The sequence below is a fragment of the Kitasatospora sp. NPDC005751 genome (genome assembly GCF_040630835.1).
GTDB lineage: Bacteria > Actinomycetota > Actinomycetes > Streptomycetales > Streptomycetaceae > Kitasatospora.
Genome location: NZ_JBEXYC010000023.1, coordinates 46479 through 68526, shown reverse-complemented (window position 1 = coordinate 68526; position 22048 = coordinate 46479). Strand labels below are relative to the sequence as shown.

The window sequence follows — 22048 nt, the reverse complement described above, 5'->3', positions numbered from 1 at the left end:
GGCGATATAGTGGCCCCGCACAATTGAATTCTTCGCTAATATCGCCAACTGCCGGATGCATGGAGCATCCGGCAGTTCCGCGACCAGTGGAGGAATTCTCCCGTGTGCTACGACGCCGACTCCGCGCCCCCCGCCTTCACCGCCGCCGGCAGCGCCCTGGCCGAATCCGCCGATCTCACCCTCGTTTCCGGCGACGGCACGGAATTCGCCGCCTTCCTGGCCCGGCCGGTCCGGCCGACCGGCCGCGGCGTACTCGTCCTGCCGGACAACCGGGGCCTTTCCGATTTCTACCGGGCGACCGCCGTCCGGCTCGCCGAACAGGGCCACCCGGCACTCGCCGTCGATTACTACGGGCGCACCGCCGGCGCCGGGCCGCGGGAGCGCGGGCCGGAATTCGGCGAGCTCCCGCACCTGCTGCCGCACCTGCTCGCCCTCACCCCGGACGGCCTCGACGCCGACCTCACCGCGGGCATCGGCCGGCTGCGCGCGACCGGCGTCACCGAGGTCGTCGCCCTGGGCTTCTGCTTCGGCGGCCGCCAGGCGTTCCGGGCCGCCGCCCCCCGGTTCGGCCTCGCCGGTGTGATCGGCTACTACGGCTACCCCGACGCCATCAACGGCGCCCCCGGCCCCATCCAGCTCGCCCCCGGCCTGACCGCCCCCGTGCTCGCCTTCTGGGGCGGCGCCGACGAGCACATCCCCGCCGAGACGGTCGCCGCCTTCGACGCGGCCCTCACGGCAGCCGGCTGTTCACACGAGTTCATGACCTTTCCTCAGGCGCCGCACAACTTTTTCGAACTGGGCGCCGTCGAACACACCGACGCGGCCAGGGAGTCCTGGCTGCGCCTGCTGGCCTTCGCCGCCGCCCCGGGCCCGTCCGGAGCGGCCTGACCCGGCCGGCGACCGTCACGTCCACAGCACAGGGGGACTCATGACCGGCCGAACCAGCAGCAAGCGACGTGTCGGCTCCGCCGCCGCCGTCACCGCCCTCGCCCTCGCCACCGGCCTGGCCGTGGCCACACCGGCCGGCCCGGCCCGGGCGGCGACCTCCGCCCCCTTCCAGATCGGGAACCTCGCCACCTACAAGTGCCTGGAGGCGGCCGACTGGCGCACCGACGACGGCGCCCCGGTCCGCCAGTGGACCTGCACCGGCGGCGACAACCAGAAGTGGGTCTGGACCGACGCCGACCAGCTCGTCAACGTCCACAGCGGCAAGTGCCTGGAGATCCCGGGGTACAGCGGCGAACCCGGCACCGCGGTCGGCCAGTGGACCTGCAACGGCGGCGCGAACCAGGTCTGGAGCGACGCGAGCCGGCTGCACAGCGGGCTCCGCCACCTCGTCAACGCCCACAGCGGCCGCTACCTCGACGTGGCCGGTGGCAGCACCGTCGACGGCGCGCCGGTGATCCAGTGGGGCCTCAACGGGGCGGACAACCAGGTCTGGTACTACTCGCCGTTCCCGCCCGGACCGCACCACTGACCATGCCGAAGCCCGCCCGACCACCCGACACCAGGGGGATCCGATGACCGCGCTCCGCACCGCTCAGCTCCGCACCCCGCTCCAGCGCCTCGGCGCGGCCACCGCGGCGCTCGCCGCGGCCGGCGTGCTCACCGCCGCCGTCCCGACCACGGCGCAGGCCTCCGTCCCGGTCGTCGTGACCAGCCCGACCGAGGTCCGCAACGCCATCACCAACAAGTGCCTGGAGGTCACCGACTGGCGCACCGACGACGGCGCCCCGATCCGCCAGTGGACCTGCACCGGCGGCGACAACCAGAAGTGGGCCTGGACCGACGCGAACCAGCTCGTCAACGTCCACAGCGGCAAGTGCCTGGAGATCCCCGGCTTCAGCACCGCCTGGGGCGTCCAGGCCGACCAGTGGGACTGCAACGGCGGGCTCAACCAGATCTGGTCGGAGACCGTCGTCCACCACAGCGGCATCCGCTCGCTGACCAACCGCAGCAGCGGCCTCGTGCTGGACCTCCCCGGGACCAACCCCGCCGACGGCACCCCGATCATCCAGTGGGAGCGCAACCACGGCTTCAACCAGGCCTGGATCTACTCCCCCGCCCAGCACGGCACGCACAGCTGACCGGCGGCCGCGTCAGAAGCCGCCGCCTCCGGGCCGCCCGGTGACCGGCCGGTCGCCGGGGGTCACCGGGCGGTCACCGGGGGGGTCACCGGGGGTAAACCCACCGCCCGGCGCGCCGGGCCGTCCGGTTAGGCTCGGGCGGTGCCCGCACCCGCACCCGCATCGCCCGCGCCCCCGCCGACGCCCGACCCGACGCCGCCCCGGCCCGCGTCGCGGCTGCGCGCGCCCTGGCCGCGGTTCGCCCTGCTGGTGGTGATCCTCGCCGCGGCGGCCGGCTCGCTGCTGCTCTGGAGCCCGTCGACGCTGCTCTCCGACGGGCTCCCGGCCGGGGTGCCGGGGTACTGGCTGGCACCCGCGTTCACCGCGGTCTACGCGGTCGGCACGCTGGCCTTCGTACCCCGCCCGGCGCTCAACGCGGCGGCGGGGCTGCTGCTCGGCATCCAGCAGGGCATCCTGCTGGCCGTGCTCGGCACCACCCTGGGCGCGGCGGCGGCCTTCGCCCTGGGCCGGCTGCTCGGCCGGGACGCCCTCCGCCCCTATCTGCGCGGACGCCTGCTGACCGCGCTGGACCGGCGGTTCACCGAGCAGGGGTTCCGCAGCGTGCTGCTGCTGCGCCTGCTGCCCGGGCTGCCGTTCCAGGCCGGCAACTACGGCGCCGCGTTCTCCGGCGTGCGGTTCCTGCCGTTCCTGACCGCCACCGCGATCGGCGTGGTACCGACCACGGCGGTGTACGTCACGGCCGCGGCCAGCGCCGGGGAGCCGGGTTCGGCCGCTTTCCTGCTGTCGGCCGGCGCGATCGCCGTCCTGGCCGTCGGCAGCCTGGTGTCGGTGTGGCGGGCCGCCGCCCGCCGCCGCGTCCCGCAGGCCTGAGCCGGACAGCCCGGCCGGCGGCCCGGATCCCGGCGCGCCCGGCGACTATTCGGTCGCCCCGGCCCCACCGGGTGCGCCAGGATGGCCGCCATGACCAACGACCCGATCCCCGCCGTCGACCGGCCCGAGCCCCCATTCGCGGCGGACGAGACGGCGATGCTCACCGCGTGGCTGGAGTTCCACCGCGCCACCCTCGCCCGCAAGTGCGAGGGGCTGGGCGCCGACCAACTGCGGCTGCGCGCCGTCCCGCCGTCCTCGCTCTCGCTGCTCGGCCTGGTCCGGCACATGGCGGAGGTCGAGCGCTACTGGTTCCGGATCATCCTGCTCGGCGAGGAGCCCGGCACCGCGGGCCTCTACTGGACCGAGCAGCACCCGGACGGCGACTTCGACTTCGTCGACTCCGCCGACGCCGCGGAGGACTTCGCCACCTGGCAGGGGCAGATCACGGCCGCCCGGGCCGCCTGCGAGGGCCTGCCGCCGGAGACGGTCGGCAAGCGACCGCGCCAGGGACGGGAGGTGACGCTCCGCTGGATCCTGGTCCACATGATCGAGGAGTACGCCCGGCACAACGGTCACGCGGATCTGCTGCGCGAATTGGTCGACGGCGTCACCGGCGAGTGAAATCGTTCCCACATCGTTGACAGAAGGTCAATTCGGCGGTGACCACGACCGATATGGTCTACGCGCGCAACCGTCCGCCGTTCCGCTGCGTCGCAACTGTTGCCCGGGTTCACCCGGGTTTCCGGCGCGGCACGACTCGTACGGGGGTCGCGAGCGGGCACGGGACCGGTGATCAGTGCGATACTCGGACAGTTCCGACGAGTGGATGACGTGTCAAAAGGACACGCGCACCGGGGGACCTGTACGGAACGAGGCAGGGAGGCGCGGCATGGGAGCACTTCGCGACGAGCACCACAACGGGTGGCTGATGCCCTCCGGGAACTACCCGGCCGCGGTGTACGACGACGAGTGGATCGAGCAGGAGACGGTACCGTCCTCCCCGGCTCCCACGAAGATCGTCTCCCTGCGGCCGACGGGCTTCGAGGCCGCGCGAACGGTCGGCGAGCACATCCGGGCGAGCATCCCGGTGGTCATGGACCTCACCGAGATGGACGAGGCCGAGGCCAAGCGCATGGTCGACTTCGCCTCCGGGCTGATCTTCGGCACCTGCGGCGGGATCGAGCGGATCGCCCGCCGGGTGTTCCTGCTCACGCCGGCGGACGTCGAGGTGATGGTCATCGACCGACCGCTGGACGAGACCGGGTTCTACAACCAGAGCTGACCGGCAGCGATCGCCGGCACCAGACCCGCGACCGGGGACGGCCACCGCCGTCCCCGGTTTTGCATGCCCGGGCGCCCACCGGGCCCGGCCCCACTGGCTCCCTGCCCCACCAGCCCCACCGACCCCACCACGACACCGGGGCCTCGACTGAGGCATCCAAGAAAAGATTGAGACACGCACGTCTCATTTGGCGTAGACTCGCCCCATGGCCACCGACCGCGACTCCGTCCTCGAAGCCGCCGTGGGCGTGCTCTCCCGCCGCCCGACCGCCCATCTGGACGAGATCGCCCGGGCCGCGGGCATCAGCCGCGCCACGCTGCACCGGCTCTTCCCCGGCCGCGAGGCGCTGATCCGCGAGGTCGGCCTGCTCGGCCTGCGCACCTTCGGCGCCGCCCTGGACGCGGCCGCCGTCGAGGACGGCGACGCGCACGCCGCGCTGCGCCGCCTGGTCGACCGGATCGTGCCGGACGCCGCGCTCTGCGCCTTCCTGGCCGGCGAGAACCAGCTGTACGACGACGAGGACATCAACGAGCTCTGGGACGCCCAGATCAGCCGGCTGCAGGCGCTCTTCCTGCGCGGCCAGCAGCAGGGCGTGTTCCGCGTCGAGCTCTCCGCCGGCTGGCTCAGCGAGGCCTTCTTCGACCTGGTGGCCGGCGTCGGCTGGGCCGTCCAGGACGGCCGGCTCGCCCCCCGGGACGGCGCCTTCTCGCTCGCCGAGCTCTTCCTCGGCGGCGCGCTGCGACCGCCGCGGCCGCACTGAGCCCTCCACCCCACCCACAGCACCTCGGACCACAGGCCCGCACCAGCGGCCGGAAACCGATACCCATGAGCAGCACCGTCCTCACCCGCCCCCGCCAGCGCTGGATCGGCCTCGCCGTCCTCGTCCTGGCCGTGACCCTGGTCGCCGTCGACGCGACCGTCCTGTCCCTCGCGATACCGTCGATCAGCGAGACGCTGCGCCCCAGCGGCACGCAGCTGCTCTGGATCGGCGACGCCTACTCCTTCGTGCTGGCCGGCCTGCTGGTCAGCATGGGTTCGCTGAGCGACCGGATCGGCCGCAAGAAGCTGCTGCTGGCCGGCTCCACCGCGTTCGGCGCCGCCTCGCTGCTGGCCGCCTACGCGCCCAGCGCCGGCTGGCTGATCCTGGCCCGCGCGCTGCTCGGCGTGGCCGGGGCGACCATCATGCCGTCCACCCTGTCGCTGATCCGCAGCCTCTTCCCGGACGACCGCGAGCGGGCCACCGCGATCGGCATCTGGGGCGCGGCCGCCACCGCCGGCGCCGCGCTCGGACCGGTGGTCGGCGGGGTGCTGCTGGAGCACTTCTGGTGGGGCTCGGTGTTCCTGCTGAACATCCCCGTCCTGGTGCTGCTGCTGGTCTTCGGGGCCTGGCTGCTGCCGGAGTCCAAGGACCCGAAGCCGGGCCGCTGGGACGTGCTGTCCGTGGTGCTCTCGCTGACCGGAGTGATCGCCGCGGTCTACGCGATCAAGGAGGCCGCCGCCCACGGCGTGGCGCGCTGGGACGTCCCGGTCGCGGCCGTGCTGGGCGCCGCCGCACTGACCGTCTTCGTCCGCCGCCAGCTGCGCCTGACCACCCCGCTGCTGGACGTCCGGCTCTTCTCGGACCGGCGCTTCACCGCGGCGGTGCTGGCCTCGCTCACCGCGCTGGTCGGGCTCTCCGGCGTGGTCTTCGTGACCTCGCAGTACCTGCAGCTGGTGCGCGGCTACGAGCCGCTCAAGGCCGGTCTGGCCGAGCTGCCGGCCTTCGCCGGAGCCGTGGTCGGCGGTCTGCTGACCGCTCGGCTGGCGCGGCGGGCGGGAGCCCGGGCCACCCTGACGCTGGGCCTGCTGGCCATGGGCACCGGCATCGGCCTGCTCGGCTGGGTGCAGCAGGACTCCACCTACCTGGTGCTCGCCGCGGCCTTCCTGATCGTCGGCACCGCCGAGGGCGTGGTCTACACGCTCGGCGCCGACCTGGTGCTGGGCGCCGCGCCGGCCGACAAGTCCGGCGCCGCCTCGGCGGTCTCCGAGACGGCCTACGAGCTGGGGACGGCGCTCGGCATCGCCCTGGTGGGCTCGGTGGTCGGCTCGCTCTACGCGAGCGGGCTGACCGTGCCGGCCGGGGCGGGCCAGGCCGCCGCGACCCAGGCCGGCGAGTCGCTCGGCGGCGCGGTCGAGGTGGCGCACGGCCTGCCGCAGACGCTGGCCGGTCCGCTGCTGGACAGCGCCCGCGACTCCTTCGTGCACGGTATGAACATCGCCGCGATCCTGGCCGGCGGGCTGCTGCTGGCCGCCTCGGCGCTCGCCTGGCGCCTGCTGCGGGGCCTGCCCAAGGCCGCCGACCAGGAGCGGGCCGAGGCGGCGGCGCGGCAGCCCGACCGCGAGAAGGCGGCGCGCTGACCCCGGGCCTGACCCCGGGCCGCGCGCGGGACCTCGCACCCCTCCCCGGGGTGCGAGGTCCCGCGCGTCGGTGCGCTCAACCGGTGCCGAACGGCAGCTCCAGCTCCGCCCAGACCACCTTGCCGTCCCTGGTCAGGCGGCTGCCCCAGCGCTGGGCCAGCTCGTTGACCAGGAACATCCCGCGGCCGCCCTCGTCCTGCTCGGCGAACGGGCGCAGCTGCGGCGTCTGGCCGCCGGAGTCGGCGACCTCCAGGGTGAGCACCCGGTCGCGGAAGAGCCGGAGCCGGCGCGGGGTGTCGGAGTAGAGCAGGGCGTTCGTGACCAGCTCGCTGACCAGCAGCTCGGCGTAGTCGGAGAGCGCGGACAGGCCCCAGCCGTCCAGGGTCGCGCGGGTGAAACGGCGGGCCGTGCCGGGCAGCCGGCCGCCGCCGGTGAGCGAGAGGGTGGCGATCCGGTCCGAGGGCAGCGGCAGCACCCGGGCCATGATCATCGCGATGTCGTCGTCGGTGCCGTCGGTGACCAGCGCGCCGAGGACGGCGTCGCAGTTCTCCTCCAGGGTGCGGCCGGGGCCGGAGAGCGTGCGGGCGAGCAGGTCGATGCCGTCGTCGAGGTCCTGGCCGCGCCGCTCGACCAGGCCGTCGGTGTAGAGGGCCAGCAGGCCGCCCTCGGGGAGGGTGAAGCCGATCGACTCGAAGGCCACGCCGCCGACCCCGAGCGGGGCGCCGGGCGGCACGTCGATCCGGCGGGCGGTGCCGTCCGGCGCGACCGAGACCGGGGGCAGATGGCCCGCCGAGGCCACCTGCACCGTCCGCTCCAGCGGGTCGTAGACGGCGCAGATGCAGGTGGCGAACTGGCCCTCGCCGATCCCCGAGGCGGTCTCGTCCAGCCGCGTCAGCACCTGCTCGGGCGGCATGTCCAGGGTGGCCAGGGTCCGGGCGACGGTGCGCAGCTGGCCCATCGTGGCGGCGGCCCGGATGCCGTGGCCCATCACGTCGCCGACCACCAGCGCGACCCGGCCGCAGGAGAGCGGGACGACGTCGAACCAGTCGCCGCCGACCTCGCTGGTCATGCTGCTGGGCAGGTACCGGTAGGCGATCTCCAGGCCGAGCGTGCGGTGGATCTCCTGCGGCAGCAGGCTGCGCTGGAGGGTCAGCGCGGTCTCGCGCTCGCGCCGGTAGAGCCGGGCGTTGTCGATCGCGATCGCGGTGCGGGCGACCAGTTCCTCGGCGAGCGCGACATCGGCGTCGGTGAACGGCTCGGGGTTGCGCATCCGGATGAACTCGGAGCCGCCGAGCACCATGCCCCGGGCGGTCAGCGGCACCATCAGGTACGAGTGGATGCCGGCGCCGATGCCCGGTGCGACCCGCTCCTCGGTGGCGACCAGGCCGCGCAGCACGTCCTCGTCCACCTGGGCGCGCAGCAGCGGGCGGCCGCTGCGCAGGCACTGGGTGTAGCTGCGGTCGGGGGCGTACTCGGAGACGTCGCCGACGGTGTCGACGGCGTGGGCCAGGCCGGACTCGTAGGACTCGCCGACGGCCACGGCGCGCAGCTGGACGGAGCGGTCCTCGGGGATCGCGGCGGGCTCGGCGCCGCGCAGCACCGGCTCCAGCAGGTCGACGGTGGCGAAGTCGGCGAACCGGGGGACGACGGCCTCGATCAGCTCCTCCGCGGTGCGCTGGAGGTCGAGCGTGGTGCCGATCCGGGCGGTGGCCTCGGCGATGGTGGTGAGGCGTTCCTGCGCGCGGGCGGCGCGGGCCTCGGCCTGGAACCGCTCGGTGACGTCGATGATGGACGAACAGACGCCGAAGACCCGGCCGGTGGAGTCCTCCAGCCGGAAGTAGGAGGCGGACCAGGCCCGGTCGCGGCGCGGGTCGCCGGGGACGCGGCCGTGCGAGCGGGCGTCGACCACGGGACGGCCGGTGGTGAGCACCTGTCTCATGGTCTGTTCGATCTCGGCGCTGTTGATGCCGGGCAGGACGCCGCTGATCCGGCGTCCGAGGTGGTCCTCGACGGGGACGCCGTTCATCCGGGCCAGCGCCAGGTTGAGCCGGACGTAGCGCAGGTCGGTGTCGTAGACGGCCATGCCTATCGGGGACTGGCCGAAGATCCCGTCGAGGACGGCGAGGTCGGCCTCGACCCGGTGCAGGGCCTGGGTGTCCGAGGCGGTGGCGAGCAGCAGCAGGGTGCCGCCGGGGCCGGCTATCGGGTAGGTGCGGAACTCCAGCTCGACCACGTGGCCGTCGCGGTGGCGGACCGGGAAGACGCCGGACCAGCCCTTGCCGCTCATGATGCGCTCGAACAGGGCGAGCACCTCGGGACGGTCGGTGCGGCCGGTGAGCAGCTGGGCGGCGTAGCTGCCGACGGCCTCCTCCGAGGAGAAGCCGAGCAGCGCCTCGGCGTCCTCGCTCCAGTGGAGGATGAGGCCGTCCTCCTGGAGCAGCGCGGTGGCGAGCGGGACGAGGCGATGGCCGTCCAGGCGTACGGAGGCTCCGCCCGGTGCGGGGCCGGCGGCGTCGGTCTCGTCCCATTCGTGTCCGTGCATGATCAGCCAGCACCCCGCGTTCGGCTCGTGTCCGGCCGGGCGGGGCCTCGTGGTCCGTGCCGGCCGGGGTTCTTCTCCAGACTGCACGGACATCGGCCGCCCGGCGACCCCTTGGTCAGAGGTTCCTCGGACGGACCTGTCGTACGGGCGTCATGGGCGTACCGGCCGCAGCGTACCCTCCAGAAGGCCCGCCCACTGCCGGATCACTCCGGATCGTCTGGCGCTGTCGTCGGAGAGCAGGTCGGCCAGTCCGAGACCGCGCGCCATGTCGAGGGTCGCCTGCACCGTCTCGCGCACTCCGGGGCGGCTTTCGTCGGCGTCCAGGAACTCGACGGCGGCCCGGTGGGCCTCGCGGCCGACCCTGCCCTCAAGTGCGACGATCCGCGCACGCAGCGGTTCGTCGGTGGCGGCGGCGACCCACAGGTGCAGGGCCGCGCGGAACAGCGGACCGGTGTAGAGGCGCACGATCATGTCGACCACGGCCACGGTGCGGTCCGGTCCGGCGGCCGGCAGCTCGTCCGCGTGGGCGCGGACGGCTGCCAGCCGCTCGGCGGTGACGTGCTCGACGGCCGCGGTGAAGAGGTCCTCGCGGGTCGGGAAGTGGTGCTGGGCGGCGCCGCGGGAGACTCCGGCCCGTTCGGCGACCACGGAGACGGTGGCGCCGTTCCAGCCGACCTCGGCCAGACAGTCGACGGCCGCCGCCAGCAGCCGCTGCCGGGTGGCGCGGCTGCGGTCCTGCTGGGGGGTACGGGCGGCGGGGTGGGCGGTCATCGGCGGCGACTGGTCCTGTCCGTGGGGGGTCCGGGCGGGGTCGATCCTCGCAGATCCGCCGCCCGCCTCAGCGGGCGGCCTCGCGGGCCCGCAGCTCCCGGCGCAGGATCTTGCCGGCGGCCGACTTGGGGACGGCGTCCAGGAACTCCACCGCCCGCACCTTCTTGTAGGGGGCGACCTCGGCCGCCACGAAGGAGGTGACGTCCTGCTCGGTGAGCGCGCTGCCGGGGGCGCGGACCACGAAGGCCTTGGGGTACTCGGTGCCGTCCGCGTCCACGACGCCGATCACCGCGGCGTCGGCGATCTGCGGGTGGCTGAGCAGCAGGGCCTCCAGCTCGGCGGGGGCGACCTGGTACCCCTTGTACTTGATCAGTTCCTTGACCCGGTCGACGACGTACAGGTAGCCGCGCCCGTCGACGTGGCCGACGTCGCCGGTGTGCAGCCAGCCGTCGGCGTCGATGGTGGCGGCGGTGTCGGAGGGCCGGCCGAAGTACCCCTTCATCACCTGCGGGCCGCGGAGCAGCAGCTCGCCCGGCTCGCCGGGGCCGAGGTCGGCTCCGCTGCCGTCCAGGGCGACCACCCGCAGTTCGGTCGAGGGCACCATCCGGCCGACCGAGCCCGGCGGGGGGTCGGTCTCGGTCGGGGAGACGACGTGCGAGACCGGGGACAGCTCGGTCATGCCGTAGCCCTGGAGGATGTGCGGCAGGCCGAGCCGCCGGGCGCAGGCGGCGGCCAGGTCCGGGTCCAGCGGGGCGGCCGCGCAGAGCAGGTACTCCACCGAGGAGAGGTCGAAGCGGTCGACCACCGGGTGCCTGGCCAGGGCGAGCGCGATCGGCGGTGCCACGATCAGGGCCTGGACGCGCTGCTCCTCGATGGTGCGGCAGAACTGCTCCAGCTCGAAGCGCGGCAGGACGACGACGGTGGCGCCGCACCGCAACGGCTGGTTGAGCAGGGCGGCCAGGCCGTAGATGTGGAAGAAGGGGAGGACGGCGAGGATCCGCTCCCCCTCCCGCGGCCGGTACAGGGCGTCCGTCTGGGCGAGGTTGGTGGCGATCGAGCGGTGGGTGAGCATCACGCCCTTGGGCAGGCCGGTGGTGCCGCTGGAATAGGGGAGGACGGCGAGGTCGCTGCCGGGGTCGATCGCCGGCTCGGGGTCGGGGCCGCCGGAGGCGAGCAGGTCGGCCAGCGAGCGGTGGCCCTCGGCGCCGTCCAGCACGATGATCTCGGCGAGCGCCCGGCCCTCGGCGGCGAGCTTCCCGGCGGCCTGCCGGGCGGTGTCCAGGAACGGCGAGACGGTGATCAGCCAGCGCGCGCCACTGTCGGCCAGCTGGCCGGCCAGCTCGCCCGGGGTGGCGAGGGAGGACACCGTGGTGACGGTGGCCCCGGCCCGGGTGGCGCCGTAGAAGGCCATCGGGTACGCGATCGTGTTGGGACTGAACAGTGCCACCACGTCGCCCCGGCGCACGCCGGCCTCGGCCAGCCCGGCGGCCGCCCGGCGGACGGCCGTGGCGAGCCGCGCGTGGCTGACCGACTCCCCCGTGATCCCGTCGATCAGGGCCGGCCGGTCGCCGTAGCGGGCGGCGGAGCCGAGCACCGCCTCGTGGATCGGCAGATCGACGATGCCGACGTCCGGGAACTCGCTGTGGAACACCAAGGCATGCCTCCAAAGGGGTAGTTGACGCCCGGTCGAGGGGATCGGCGAGTGGTCCGGCCCGCCGGTCGGCCGAGCGCGCGCACAGGAGCATACGGACAGTGGCGGAGCGTTGCTCCATTGTGACGAAGGGCGGTGGGATCCCGTGCCGGCCGGTCGCCGTGCCCGGCGCACCCGGTCCGCTCCGCTCGCCCGCTCCCGACCAGGGCATACGTCGCCCGGCGGCCCGCCGGGCCGGGGTGCCGGGCGGCGGGCGGCGGCGGACCGCCGCCTCGCACGGACGGTGGCCCGCGCCGCCGGCGTCGCGCTGGAGTTCGGCGCCGGAGCGCTCCAGCCGGGCGCCCGTCCGGGCCCCGGGTCAGTACGACTTGGGCAGCCCGAGGGTGTGCTGGGCCACGAAGTTGAGCACCATCTCCCGGCTGACCGGGGCGACCCGGCCGACCCGGGTGGCGGCGAGCAGCGCGCCGAGCCCGTACTCCTGGGTCAGGCCGTTGCCGCCCAGCGTCTGGACGGCCTGGTCGACGGTGCGGGCGGCGGCCTCGCCGGCCGCGTACTTGGCCATGTTGGCGGCCTCGCCCGCCGCGAGGTCGTCGCCCCCGTCGTAGAGCAGCGCGGCCTTCTGCGTCATCAGCCGGGCGAGTTCGATCTCCACCGCGCACTGGGCGAGCGGGTGGGCCAGGCCCTGGTGGGCGCCGATCGGGGTCGACCAGACCGTCCGGGCCTTGGCGTACTCGACGGCCCGGCCGAGGGCCTGGCGGGCCAGGCCGAGCGAGAAGGCGGCGGTCATGATCCGCTCGGGGTTGAGGCCGGCGAAGAGTTGCAGCAGCCCGGCGCTCTCGTCGCCGACCAGGGCGTCGGCGGGCAGCCGGACGTCGTCCAGGAAGACCTGGAACTGCTTCTCGGGGGAGACGAGTTCCATCGGTATCGGGCGGTACTCGAACCCGGCAGTCTCGCGCGGGACGACGAAGAGCGCGGGCCGGAGCTTGCCGGTCCGGGCGTCCTCGGTGCGGGCGACGAACAGCACGGCGTCGCTGTGGTCGATGCCGGAGACGAACACCTTGCGGCCGGTGAGCAGCCAGTCCGCACCGTCGCGGCGGGCGACCGTGGAGATCCGGTGGGAGTTGGAGCCGGCGTCCGGCTCGGTGATGCCGAAGGCCATCCGCCGGGTGCCGTCGGCGAGGCCGGGCAGCCACTGCCGCTTCTGCTGCTCGGTGCCGTAGCGGGCGATCACCGTGCCGCAGATCGCCGGGGAGACGATCAGCATCAGCAACGGGCAGCCGGCGGTGCCGAGTTCCTCCAGGACGATGGAGAGGTCGGTGATGCCGCCGCCTCCGCCGCCGTACTCGGCGGGCAGGTTGACCCCGAGGTAGCCGGCCTTGCCGGCCTCGGCCCAGAGCTCGTCGGCGGGCAGGCCGGCCCGGGCCTTGCCCAGGTAGTACGCGGAGCCGTAGCGGCTGCCGAGGTCGGCCACGGCGCGGCGCAGGGCCTGGCGTTCGGGGCTCTCGATCAGCGGGCTGCCGGGGGTGGTGGTGCGCGGTGCGGACATGCGGTCGTCCTTCCGGGCGGATCGGGGCTGGCACGGGAATCGGGTGGGAGTCGGTGCTCTCCCGGGGGGTCGGGGGTGTCTCTCGGGGAGTCGGGCTCGGGAGGCTCCCTCAGGGCGCCGGCTGCACGACGGCGAGCAGGGCGCCGAGTTCGACCTGCTGGCCGGGGACGGCCCGGAGTTCGGTGAGCACGCCGTCGGCGGGGGCGGTGACCCGGTGCTCCATCTTCATCGCCTCCAGCCAGAGCAGCGGCTGGCCCGCGGTGACGGTGTCGCCGACCGCGACGGCGGTGCGCGCCACGGTGCCGGGCATCGGGGCGAGCAGGGCCCCCGGATCGACGTGGGCCGCCGGGTCGGGGAAGCGCTCCAGCGCGGTCAGCACGGTGGCGCCGGCCGGGCTGTCCAGGTGGACCCGGTTGCCGTGGCGCGCGATGTCGTAGCCGCTGCGGACGCCGTCGGTCTCCAGGACCACCCGGGTGGGCGTCGCCGAGACGAGCGTGGTGCCCGGGTGGTCCTCGGCGACCAGCCCGGCCCGGCCGAACCGGTAGCGGACCTCGTACACCGTGGCGTCGGCGGCGGCGTACCGCTTGCTCTGCGGCTGCGAGGGCAGGTTGCGCCAGCCGGAGGGCAGCGCCGAGCCGACGCGGCGTTCGGCGGCGTCGGCCAGCGCGGCGGCGAGGGCCGCCGCCGCGTCCCCGCCGGAGGCCGGGGCGAGACCGGCGGCGTGCTCGGCCAGGAAGGCGGTGTGCACCCGGCCGGCCAGGAAGGCGGGGTGGCGCAGCGCCGCGACGAGCAGGTCCCGGTTGGTGGCCGGCCCGTGGATCCGGGCCCGGGTGAGCGCGTCGGCGAGCCGGCGGGCGGCGGCGGCCCTGGTCGGCGCCCAGGCGACGACCTTGGCGAGCATCGGGTCGTAGTGCGCGCCGATCACACTGCCGGCCGCCACCCCGGAGTCCAGGCGCAGCCCGGTGTCACCGTCGGCGGTAGCGAACTCGACGCTGGTGCCCGGGAGTTCGAGACGGTGCACGGTGCCGGTCTGCGGCTGCCAGTCGCGCGCCGGGTCCTCGGCGTAGAGGCGGGCCTCGATGGCGTGGCCGCGCGGGGCGGGCGGCGCCGGGGCGGGCAGCGGTTCGCCCTCGGCGACGCGCAGTTGGAGCGCGACCAGGTCGAGCCCGGTGACGCACTCGGTGACGGGGTGCTCGACCTGGAGTCGGGTGTTCATCTCCAGGAAGTGGAACCGGCCGTCGGGGGCGAGCAGGAACTCCGCCGTGCCGGCGCCGGTGTAGCCGATCGCCCGGGCGGCGGCGACGGCGGCGGCGTGCAGCGCGGTGCGCACCTCCTCGTCGAGGCCGGGGGCCGGGGCCTCCTCGATGACCTTCTGGTGGCGGCGCTGCAGCGAGCAGTCGCGTTCGCCGACCGCCCACACCGTGCCGTGCGTGTCGGCGAGCAGCTGGACCTCGACGTGCCGCCCGGTGGGCAGGTAGCGCTCGCAGAACACCTCGTCCGAGCCGAAGCTCCGGGCCGCCTCGGCGCGGGCCTCGGCCAGCCGGGGCGCGAGTTCGTCCAGCCGGTGGACCACCCGCATGCCGCGCCCGCCGCCGCCCGCGGCCGCCTTCACCAGCAGCGGCAGGTCGGCCTCGACGGGGTCGGTGAGGGCCTCCAGCACGGGCACGCCGGCGGCGGCCATCAGGCGCTTCGCAGCGGTCTTGGAGCCCATCGCGGCGATCGCGGCCGGGGGCGGGCCGATCCAGGTCAGGCCCGCGTCGAGCACCGCCTGCGCGAACTCCTCGTTCTCGGAGAGGAATCCGTAGCCGGGGTGGACGGCGTCGGCCCCGGCGGCCAGCGCGGCCTTGACGATCAGGTCGCCGCGCAGATACGTGTCAGCGGGTGCCGCGCCGGGGAGCCGGACGGCGGCGTCGGCCTCCCGGGTGTGCGGGGCGTCGGCGTCCGGGTCGGCGTAGACGGCGGTGGTGGCGATGCCGAGGCTCCGGCAGGTGCGGAACACCCGGCGGGCGATCTCGCCCCGGTTGGCGACCAGCAGGTTGGCGATCACGTCGGTCCCTCTCAGAGTCGGATCACATGCGGAAGACGCCGTAGCCGCGCGCGCCCTCGACGGGCGCGTTGTGGATCGCGGAGAGGCACAGGCCGAGGACGGTCCGGGTGTCGCGGGGATCGATCACGCCGTCGTCGTAGAGCCGGCCGGAGAGGAAGGCGGGTAGCGACTCCGCCTCGATCTGCTGCTCGACCATCGCCCGGATCGCGGCGTCCGCGTCCTCGTCGTAGGGCTGCCCCTTGGCCGCGGCGGACTGCCGGGCCACGATCGACAGCACCCCGGCGAGCTGCTGCGGTCCCATCACGGCCGACTTGGCGCTCGGCCAGGCGAACAGGAACCGGGGCTCGTAGGCCCGCCCGCACATGCCGTAGTGGCCGGCCCCGTAGGAGGCGCCCATCAGCACCGACAGGTGCGGCACCGTGGAGTTGGCGACGGCGTTGATCATCATCGCGCCGTGCTTGATGATGCCGCCCTGCTCGTAGTCCTTGCCGACCATGTAGCCGGTGGTGTTGTGCAGGAACACCAGCGGGATGTCGCGCTGGTTGGCCAACTGGATGAACTGGGCGGCCTTCTGCGACTCCGGGCTGAACAGCACGCCCTGGGCGTTGGCGAGGATGCCGACCGGGTAACCGTGCAGCCTGGCCCAGCCGGTGGCGAGACTGGTGCCGTAGAGCGGCTTGAACTCGTCGAAGTCCGATCCGTCGACGATCCGGGCGATCACCTCGCGCGGGTCGAACGGGATCTTGAGGTCGCCCGGGACGATGCCGAGCAGTTCCTCCTCGGCGTACTTCGGCGGCTCGGCGAGCGGGTCGGCGCCGGGGCCGTGCCGGCGGTGGTTCAGCCGGGCGACGATCCGCCGCGCCAGCCGCAGCGCGTCCGGTTCGTCCACCGCGAAGTGGTCGGCCAGGCCGGAGGTGCGGGCGTGCATCTCGGCGCCGCCGAGCGACTCGTCGTCGGACTCCTCGCCGGTGGCCATCCTGACCAGCGGCGGGCCGCCCAGGAAGACCTTGGCCCGCTCCTTCACCATCACGGTGTGGTCGGACATCCCCGGCACGTAGGCGCCGCCGGCCGTGGAGTTGCCGAACACCACGGCCACGGTGGGGATGCCCGCCGCGGAGAGCCGGGTGAGGTCGCGGAAGAGCGCGCCCCCGGGGATGAAGATCTCCTTCTGGCTGGGCAGGTCGGCGCCGCCGGACTCGACCAGGTTGACCACCGGGAGCCGGTTCCGCAGCGCGATCTCGTTGGCGCGCAGGGCCTTGCGCAGCGTCCAGGGGTTGCTGGCCCCGCCGCGTACGGTGGGGTCGTTGGCCGTGATGAGGCACTCGACGCCCTCGATCACGCCGATCCCGGTGACGAGCGCCGCGCCGACCGGGTAGTCACTGCCCCAGGCGGCGAGCGGGGAGAGCTCCAGGAACGGCGAGTCCTGGTCGATCAGCAGCTCGATCCGCTCGCGCGGCAGCAACTTGCCCCGGCCGCGGTGGCGTTCGACGTACCTGGGGCCGCCGCCGGCCAGTGCCTTGGCGTGTTCGGCGTCCAGTTCGGTGAGCTTGGCGAGCATCGCGGCCCGGTGCTCGGCGTAGTCGGCGCCGGCCGGGTCGAGGCGGGTGGGCAGGACGGTCACAGCAGCGCCTCCGGGATGTCGAGGTGGCGGGAGCGCAGCCACTCCCCCAGCGCCTTGGCCTGCGGATCGAAGCGGTGCTGGGCGGCGACGCCCTCGCCGAGCAGGCCGGTGATGGTGAAGTTGACCGCGCGAAGATGTGGGAGGAGCTGTCGGCTGATCGGCAACCCGGCCGTCTCCGGCAGGAGTTCGCGCAGCAGATCGACGGTGAGGGTGTGCGCGAGCCAGCGCCAGCCGTCCGCGCCGCGGGCCCAGACCCCGAGGTTGGCGTCACCGCCCTTGTCGCCGCTGCGGGCGCCGGCCACCCGGCCGAGCGGTGCCCGCACGGTCGGGCCGGGCGGCAGCGGCTCCGGCAGGGCCGGGCCCGGCTCCGACGGCCGGGTCGACGGCTCCGCCGGGGCGGTGACCGGCGCGGGCGGTACGGCGACCCGCCGCCCGTCCGGCAGGACCGCGGTGTGCTCCACCGCCTTGGCATCGACGTACGCGGCGATGAAGACCCCGTACGGCGATCCCGCCCCGGGCGGCGCGGTGAGATGGAAGCCGGGGTAACCGGCCAGCCCCAACTCCACGGCCGCCTTGCCGAGTTCGCGCCCGACCTTGGCCGGATCGCGGTCCCGGGCGGTGAGCCGCAGCAGCGCCGAGGCGCTCTCCTCGGTGGCGGCGTCGGGGTGGTCGGTGCGGGCGAGCGTCCACCGGAGTTCGGCGGGGCGGGCGTCCTGCGGCAGGGCCTCGGCCAACTGCCGTTGGACCAGGGCGGCCTTGGCCTCGATGTCCAGGCCGGTCAGGACGAACACCACCTCGTTGCGGTGGCCGCCGAGCCGGTTCAGCCCGACCTTGAGGGTCGGCGGCGGCGCCTCGCCCCGCACGCCGTGGATCCGGACCCGGTCCGGCCCCTCCTCGGTGAGCCGCACGGTGTCCAGTCGGGCCGTGACGTCCGGGCCCAGGTAGCGCGCGTCGCCCGTCTCGTAGAGGAGTTGGGCGGTGACGGTACCGGTGGTGACGGCGCCGCCGGTGCCCGGATGCTTGGTGATGACGCTGGAGCCGTCCGCCGCCAGCTCGGCGATCGGGAAGCCGGGCCGGGTGACGTCGTGCTCGCGGAAGAACGCGTAGTTGCCGCCGGTCGCCTGCGCCCCGCACTCCAGCACGTGCCCGGCCACCACGGCGCCGGCCAGCTCGTCCAAGTCCCCGGGCCCCCAGCCGAACCGGGCGATCGCCGGGCCGACGACCAGCGCCGCGTCGGTGACCCGGCCGGTGACCACCAGGTCGGCCCCGGCGGTCAGGCACTCGGCGATCCCGAAGGCGCCGAGATAGGCGTTGGCGGCCAGCAGTCCTTCGGGAAGGCCGAGTTCGGCCCGCCGGGGCAGCAGGTCGTCCCCCTCGACATGGGCGACGGCGGGATCAAGCCCCTGACGCCGCGCCAGTTCACGGATCGCGTCCGCGAGTCGGGCCGGGTTGAGGCCACCGGCGTTGACCACGATCCGCACCCCGCGCTCCAGCGCCAGACCGAGGCACTCCTCCAACTGCCGCAGGAACGTCCTCGCGTAGCCGAGCGAGGGGTCCTTCAGCCGGTCCCGGGCCAGGATGAGCATGGTGAGCTCGGCCAGGTAGTCCCCGGTCAGGACGTCCAGCGGCCCGCCCGTGAGCATCTCGCGCACCGCCGAGAAGCGGTCCCCGTAGAAGCCCGAGGCATTGCCGATCCGCAGTACCGCACGCGACCCCACAGGTGCGCCTCCCCTACCGGTGGCCCCGCTCTCGCCACGCTTGCCGTCGGGCAGCAGCGTGGCACCGGCACGGAGAAAAAGCAATCATGCCTGCTTGTTTTTCGCCGACACCGCCGCCCGATGGCGTGATGACTGCCGGCGGTCGCGGCCTCGTTCTCCCGGGTGCGTCCCGAGGGCCACGAGATGCCCGCCGGGGCACGCGCTCCCGGTCTGCGGCACGGTCTCGGCAGGGCGTCAGGCGGGGTCCGGGAGCGCGGCCTCCTCGGGCCGGTCCCGCGTCGCGTGGGCCGGGTCGGGAGCCGGGCGGCGGGTGCGTTCGGCCCAGGCGGCCACCGGCGGGCCTGCCGCGCCCAGGGCCGCGAAGAACACGCCGAGCAGCAGCCAGCCCGCGTGCCCGAGGCCGAGGACCGCGGTCGTCAGGACCAGCGGAGCCAGCGCCTGCCCGGCGGCGAAGCCGATGCCGAGGAAGCCCTGGTACTGCCCCTGGGCGTGGTCGGGGGCCAGGCCGAAGCCGAGCGCGAAGCCGCCCGAGGACTCCCACACCTCGCCGAGGCTGTGCACCGCGACGGCGAGGAGGGCGAGCGCCGGCGCGACCCAGACCGGAACGTCCGCGGTCAGGGCCATCAAGGGGCAGCTGACCAGGAAGAGCAACCCCGCCAACCGGAACGCCCGGCCGCCCTGGCGCGGCGTCTCCACCCGGGAGCCGATCCTGCTCTGGAGCAGCACGCACACCCCGCTGTTGGCCGCGTAGACCGCCGCCACCGTCCAGCGCGGCGCGTCGGTGTGGGCGGAGAGCCAGATCGGCAGCAGCAGGGAGACGGTCTGGTACTGCAGGCCCATCGCACCGTAGAGCGCGACGAAGGACACGTACGGGCGGTCGGCCAGGACGGCCCAGCGGTGGTGCTCCTCGGGCCGGGGCAGCGGCCGGTAGTTCGGGACGCCGACCAGGGCGACGAGGCCGGCGCCGGCGAAGCTGGCGGCGTTGGCGAGGATGAGCGCGGTGTACGCCGCGCGGGTGTCGACCGAGACGGCGAAGGCCGCGCCCAGGGTGCCCAGGACCACGCCGAGGTTGACGAAGGTGCGGAGTCTCGCCCGGAAGGCGGCCGGGCGTTCGCCGCCGGTCCGGGCGATGAGCGCACCGCCCGCGGCGCCGCCCGCGGTTGCCGCCAGCCGGTCCAGGGTGGCGATGAGCGTGAAGGTGGCCCAGTCCTGGATGAACACGAAGGCGGCCATCGTCACGGCCTGCAGCGCGAGGGCCGTCAGCCAGACCGTGCGCGGGCCGTACCGGTCGGCCAGGTTCCCGGCCGGGATCCCGGCCAGCAGCCCGACCAGACCGGCGACCGTGAGGCCGGCGCCGACCTGGGCGGCGGGCAGGTGCACCACCAGCGTGAAGTAGAGCACCGCGGCGGTGTTGAACAGCCCGTTGCCCACCCGGCTGACGAAGCTCGCGAGGATGAGGGCGCGCTGCGGGCGGCTCGACTCCGGCGCGGTGGACGTCCGTGGGCCGACACTCTTCCCGGTGATCATGCGGACCAGGCTAACAGCGCCCTGACAAGCGCCTTTCGGGCCGCTCGGACCGGTCGGACCGGTCGGACCCGGGAGCAGGGGGCGCTCCCGGGTCCGTCCCGCGTGCGGTCAGCGGGCTGTCAGCAGCGGATCGGTGGAGATCAACGCCCCTGGAGGGACTTGACGTTGTCGCCGAAGCTCCAGCCCTTCGAGCCGTCCCAGTTGACCGACCACGTCATGAGCCCCTTCAGCGAGCCGCTGAAGGCGTTCCACGACTGGCTGACCAGGCCCGGCGCCATGTAGCCGCCGCCCGCACCGGGCTGGGCCGGCAGACCGGGCACCTGCTTGTCGTAGGGCACCTTGATGGTGGTCCCCTGGATGGTCAGGCCGTTGTTCAGGCAGGTGGTCTGCGCGGTGAAGCCCTGGACGGTGCCCGCCTGGTAGGAGTCGCCGGAGCAGCCGTACATGCTGCCGTTGTAGTACTGCATGTTCAGCCACCAGAGGCGGCCGTTGTCGACGTACTTCTTGATGATCGGCAGGTAGGAGCCCCAGATCGACCCGTAGGTGACGCTTCCGCCGGTCACGTAGGCGGTCTCGGGGGCCATCGTCAGGCCGAAGCCCGCGGGCATCTGCGCCAGCACACCGTCGATGATGCGGATCAGGTTGGACTGGGAGGCGGACAGCGTGGTGATGCTGCCGCTGCCGGACAGGCCGGTCTCGATGTCGATGTCGATGCCGTCGAAGTTGTACTTCTTGAGGATCGGCACGACGGTCGCCACGAACTTGTCGGCGACGGTGCTGGAGCTCAGGTCGATGCCCGCGGCGGCGCCGCCGATCGACATCAGGAGCGTCGCGCCGGCGGCCTTGGCCTGGCACATCTCGGCGGGGGTCGAGACCTTCACGCCGGCGTCCATGCCGTCCTGCCACAGGACGGTGCCGTCCGAGAGGATCACCGGGAACGCGGCGTTGATGACGTTGTAGCCGTGTGCGGCGATCCGGCTGTCCGTGATGGGCACCCAGCCCATGCCCGGGTGGACGCCGTTCGCGGCACCGTCCCAGTTCTCCCAGTAGCCCTGGAGGACCTTGCCCGAGGGCTTCGGCTTCGTCGGGCAGGTGTCACCCGGCGGCGTCGTGGTCGGCGGCGTCGTCGTCGGCGGAGCGGTCGTCGGCGGCGTCGTCGTCGGCGGAGCAGTGGTCGGCGGAGCAGTGGTCGGCGGAGCAGTGGTCGGCGGCGTCGTCGTCGGCGGAGCAGTGGTCGGCGGAGCGGTCGTCGGGGTCGCGGTCGGCGTGGGGCTGCTGCCGCCGGGGCCGGCGAGCGACACGTCGTCCGCGTAGAACGCCGGCTGCCCGTACCACCCGTGCAGGTAGACGGTCACCGAGGTGGTGGTCGCCCCGGTGGTGAAGCCGACGCTGAGCTGGCTGTACGTCGCGCTGTTCGGCGTCCAGGTCGACGGCGCCGTGGTGATGCCGGAGCCGGTGGCGCCCAGGTAGACGTAGCTGCCCTGGACGTAGGCGCTCAGCGTGTACTGGGAGTTGGGCTGCACGCTGACGGTCTGGGTGCACTGGGCGTTGTCCAGGCCGGTCGGCGTGGCCTTGAGCGCGGAGGCGCCGGAGTGGACCGGACTGCCGACGGCCGCGCCGGAGCCGCCGGTGCAGGTCCAGTCGGAGAGTCCGTTCTCGAACCCCGGGTTGGCCACCAGGTTGGTGGTGGCCGCCCCGGCCGTGACGGAGCCGGTCAGGGCGAGGCCGGCCCCGAGGACGGCGGCGACGCTCACCCCGGCGAGGGAACGCATCATGACGGTCTGTCCGTGCCCGGGCCGCCCGGCCCGCGACGCGCGTGCCGCGGTCGCCCGCTGGAGACCGGGAGCCCCGAGCGGCTCGCTCCCGGTCCGGTCGCCTCCGAGGCGGCCGTGGTCCTGGCTGGGTCGGGGCTCGCCCGACGGACGTGGCGTACGCGACCTTCGACGGAACATGCTGTGCTCCCTTTCCCGCCGAGCGTCATGGAGATGA

General features: G+C 74.1%; 16 protein-coding genes and 2 pseudogenes. 8 read left to right on the top strand and 10 right to left on the bottom strand.

Annotation, left to right across the window (positions count from 1 at the left end):
- Positions 1–102 precede the first annotated feature (102 nt).
- From ABZ497_RS21365 to ABZ497_RS21330, 8 genes are all read left to right on the top strand, one after another.
- Positions 103–888 carry a dienelactone hydrolase family protein gene (locus tag ABZ497_RS21365; RefSeq protein ID WP_359807413.1) on the top strand — a complete coding sequence of 262 codons (786 nt, stop codon included), beginning with the start codon at positions 103–105 and terminating at the stop codon, positions 886–888.
- 40 nt (positions 889–928) lie between these two features.
- Positions 929–1477: an RICIN domain-containing protein gene (locus ABZ497_RS21360; RefSeq protein WP_359807411.1), complete on the top strand. Its 549-nt coding sequence runs from the start codon at positions 929–931 to the stop codon at positions 1475–1477.
- Between the two features lie 43 nt (positions 1478–1520).
- A complete protein-coding gene (locus ABZ497_RS21355; protein ID WP_359807408.1) occupies positions 1521–2087 on the top strand; it encodes an RICIN domain-containing protein in 567 nt (188 codons plus the stop codon).
- A gap of 141 nt (positions 2088–2228) precedes the next feature.
- Positions 2229–2957, top strand: a complete 729-nt coding sequence (locus tag ABZ497_RS21350) for a VTT domain-containing protein (RefSeq protein WP_359807405.1) — start codon at positions 2229–2231, stop codon at positions 2955–2957.
- 90 nt (positions 2958–3047) lie between these two features.
- Positions 3048–3578, top strand: a complete 531-nt coding sequence (locus ABZ497_RS21345) for a DinB family protein (RefSeq protein WP_329486139.1) — start codon at positions 3048–3050, stop codon at positions 3576–3578.
- Between the two features lie 268 nt (positions 3579–3846).
- Positions 3847–4239 (top strand): cell division protein SepF, encoded by a 393-nt coding sequence (locus tag ABZ497_RS21340; protein ID WP_329486140.1) that lies wholly within the window; start codon positions 3847–3849, stop codon positions 4237–4239.
- A gap of 205 nt (positions 4240–4444) precedes the next feature.
- Positions 4445–4999, top strand: a complete 555-nt coding sequence (locus ABZ497_RS21335) for a helix-turn-helix domain-containing protein (protein ID WP_352292334.1) — start codon at positions 4445–4447, stop codon at positions 4997–4999.
- A gap of 65 nt (positions 5000–5064) precedes the next feature.
- Positions 5065–6636, top strand: coding sequence for an MFS transporter (locus ABZ497_RS21330; protein WP_359807402.1), 1572 nt, complete (start codon positions 5065–5067; stop codon positions 6634–6636).
- Between the two features lie 76 nt (positions 6637–6712).
- On the opposite strand, the gene ABZ497_RS21325 is transcribed toward ABZ497_RS21330, so the two are convergent.
- The 10 genes and pseudogenes from ABZ497_RS21325 to ABZ497_RS21280 form a co-directional block, all read right to left on the bottom strand.
- Positions 6713–9178 (bottom strand): SpoIIE family protein phosphatase, encoded by a 2466-nt coding sequence (locus ABZ497_RS21325; protein WP_329486143.1) that lies wholly within the window; start codon positions 9176–9178, stop codon positions 6713–6715.
- 150 nt (positions 9179–9328) lie between these two features.
- Positions 9329–9949: a TetR/AcrR family transcriptional regulator gene (locus ABZ497_RS21320; protein WP_329486144.1), complete on the bottom strand. Its 621-nt coding sequence runs from the start codon at positions 9947–9949 to the stop codon at positions 9329–9331.
- Positions 9950–10016: 67 nt separating this feature from the next.
- Positions 10017–11603 carry a 4-coumarate--CoA ligase family protein gene (locus ABZ497_RS21315; protein WP_329486145.1) on the bottom strand — a complete coding sequence of 529 codons (1587 nt, stop codon included), beginning with the start codon at positions 11601–11603 and terminating at the stop codon, positions 10017–10019.
- 355 nt (positions 11604–11958) lie between these two features.
- Entirely contained in the window at positions 11959–13146 is a 1188-nt protein-coding gene (locus ABZ497_RS21310) for an acyl-CoA dehydrogenase family protein (protein WP_359807398.1), read from the bottom strand.
- A 109-nt stretch (positions 13147–13255) separates the two neighbouring features.
- On the bottom strand, positions 13256–15193 hold the full coding sequence (locus ABZ497_RS21305; RefSeq protein WP_359807396.1) for a biotin carboxylase N-terminal domain-containing protein: 1938 nt from the start codon (positions 15191–15193) through the stop codon (positions 13256–13258).
- A 22-nt stretch (positions 15194–15215) separates the two neighbouring features.
- On the bottom strand, positions 15216–16814 hold the full coding sequence (locus ABZ497_RS21300; RefSeq protein ID WP_359807393.1) for a carboxyl transferase domain-containing protein: 1599 nt from the start codon (positions 16812–16814) through the stop codon (positions 15216–15218).
- The gene (locus ABZ497_RS21295; protein ID WP_359807391.1) at positions 16811–18532 is read right to left on the bottom strand and encodes an acyclic terpene utilization AtuA family protein; all 1722 of its coding nucleotides are present in this window, start codon (positions 18530–18532) and stop codon (positions 16811–16813) included. Before ABZ497_RS21295 ends, ABZ497_RS21300 begins: the two co-directional genes overlap by 4 nt.
- 234 nt (positions 18533–18766) lie before the next feature.
- Positions 18767–20059, bottom strand: a complete 1293-nt coding sequence (locus tag ABZ497_RS21290) for an MFS transporter (RefSeq protein ID WP_359807388.1) — start codon at positions 20057–20059, stop codon at positions 18767–18769.
- A 140-nt stretch (positions 20060–20199) separates the two neighbouring features.
- Positions 20200–21156 (bottom strand): annotated as a pseudogene (locus ABZ497_RS21285) (chitinase); the annotation flags it as partial.
- 246 nt (positions 21157–21402) lie between these two features.
- Positions 21403–21831 (bottom strand): annotated as a pseudogene (locus ABZ497_RS21280) (carbohydrate binding domain-containing protein); the annotation flags it as partial.
- Between the last annotated feature and the right edge of the window lie 217 nt (positions 21832–22048).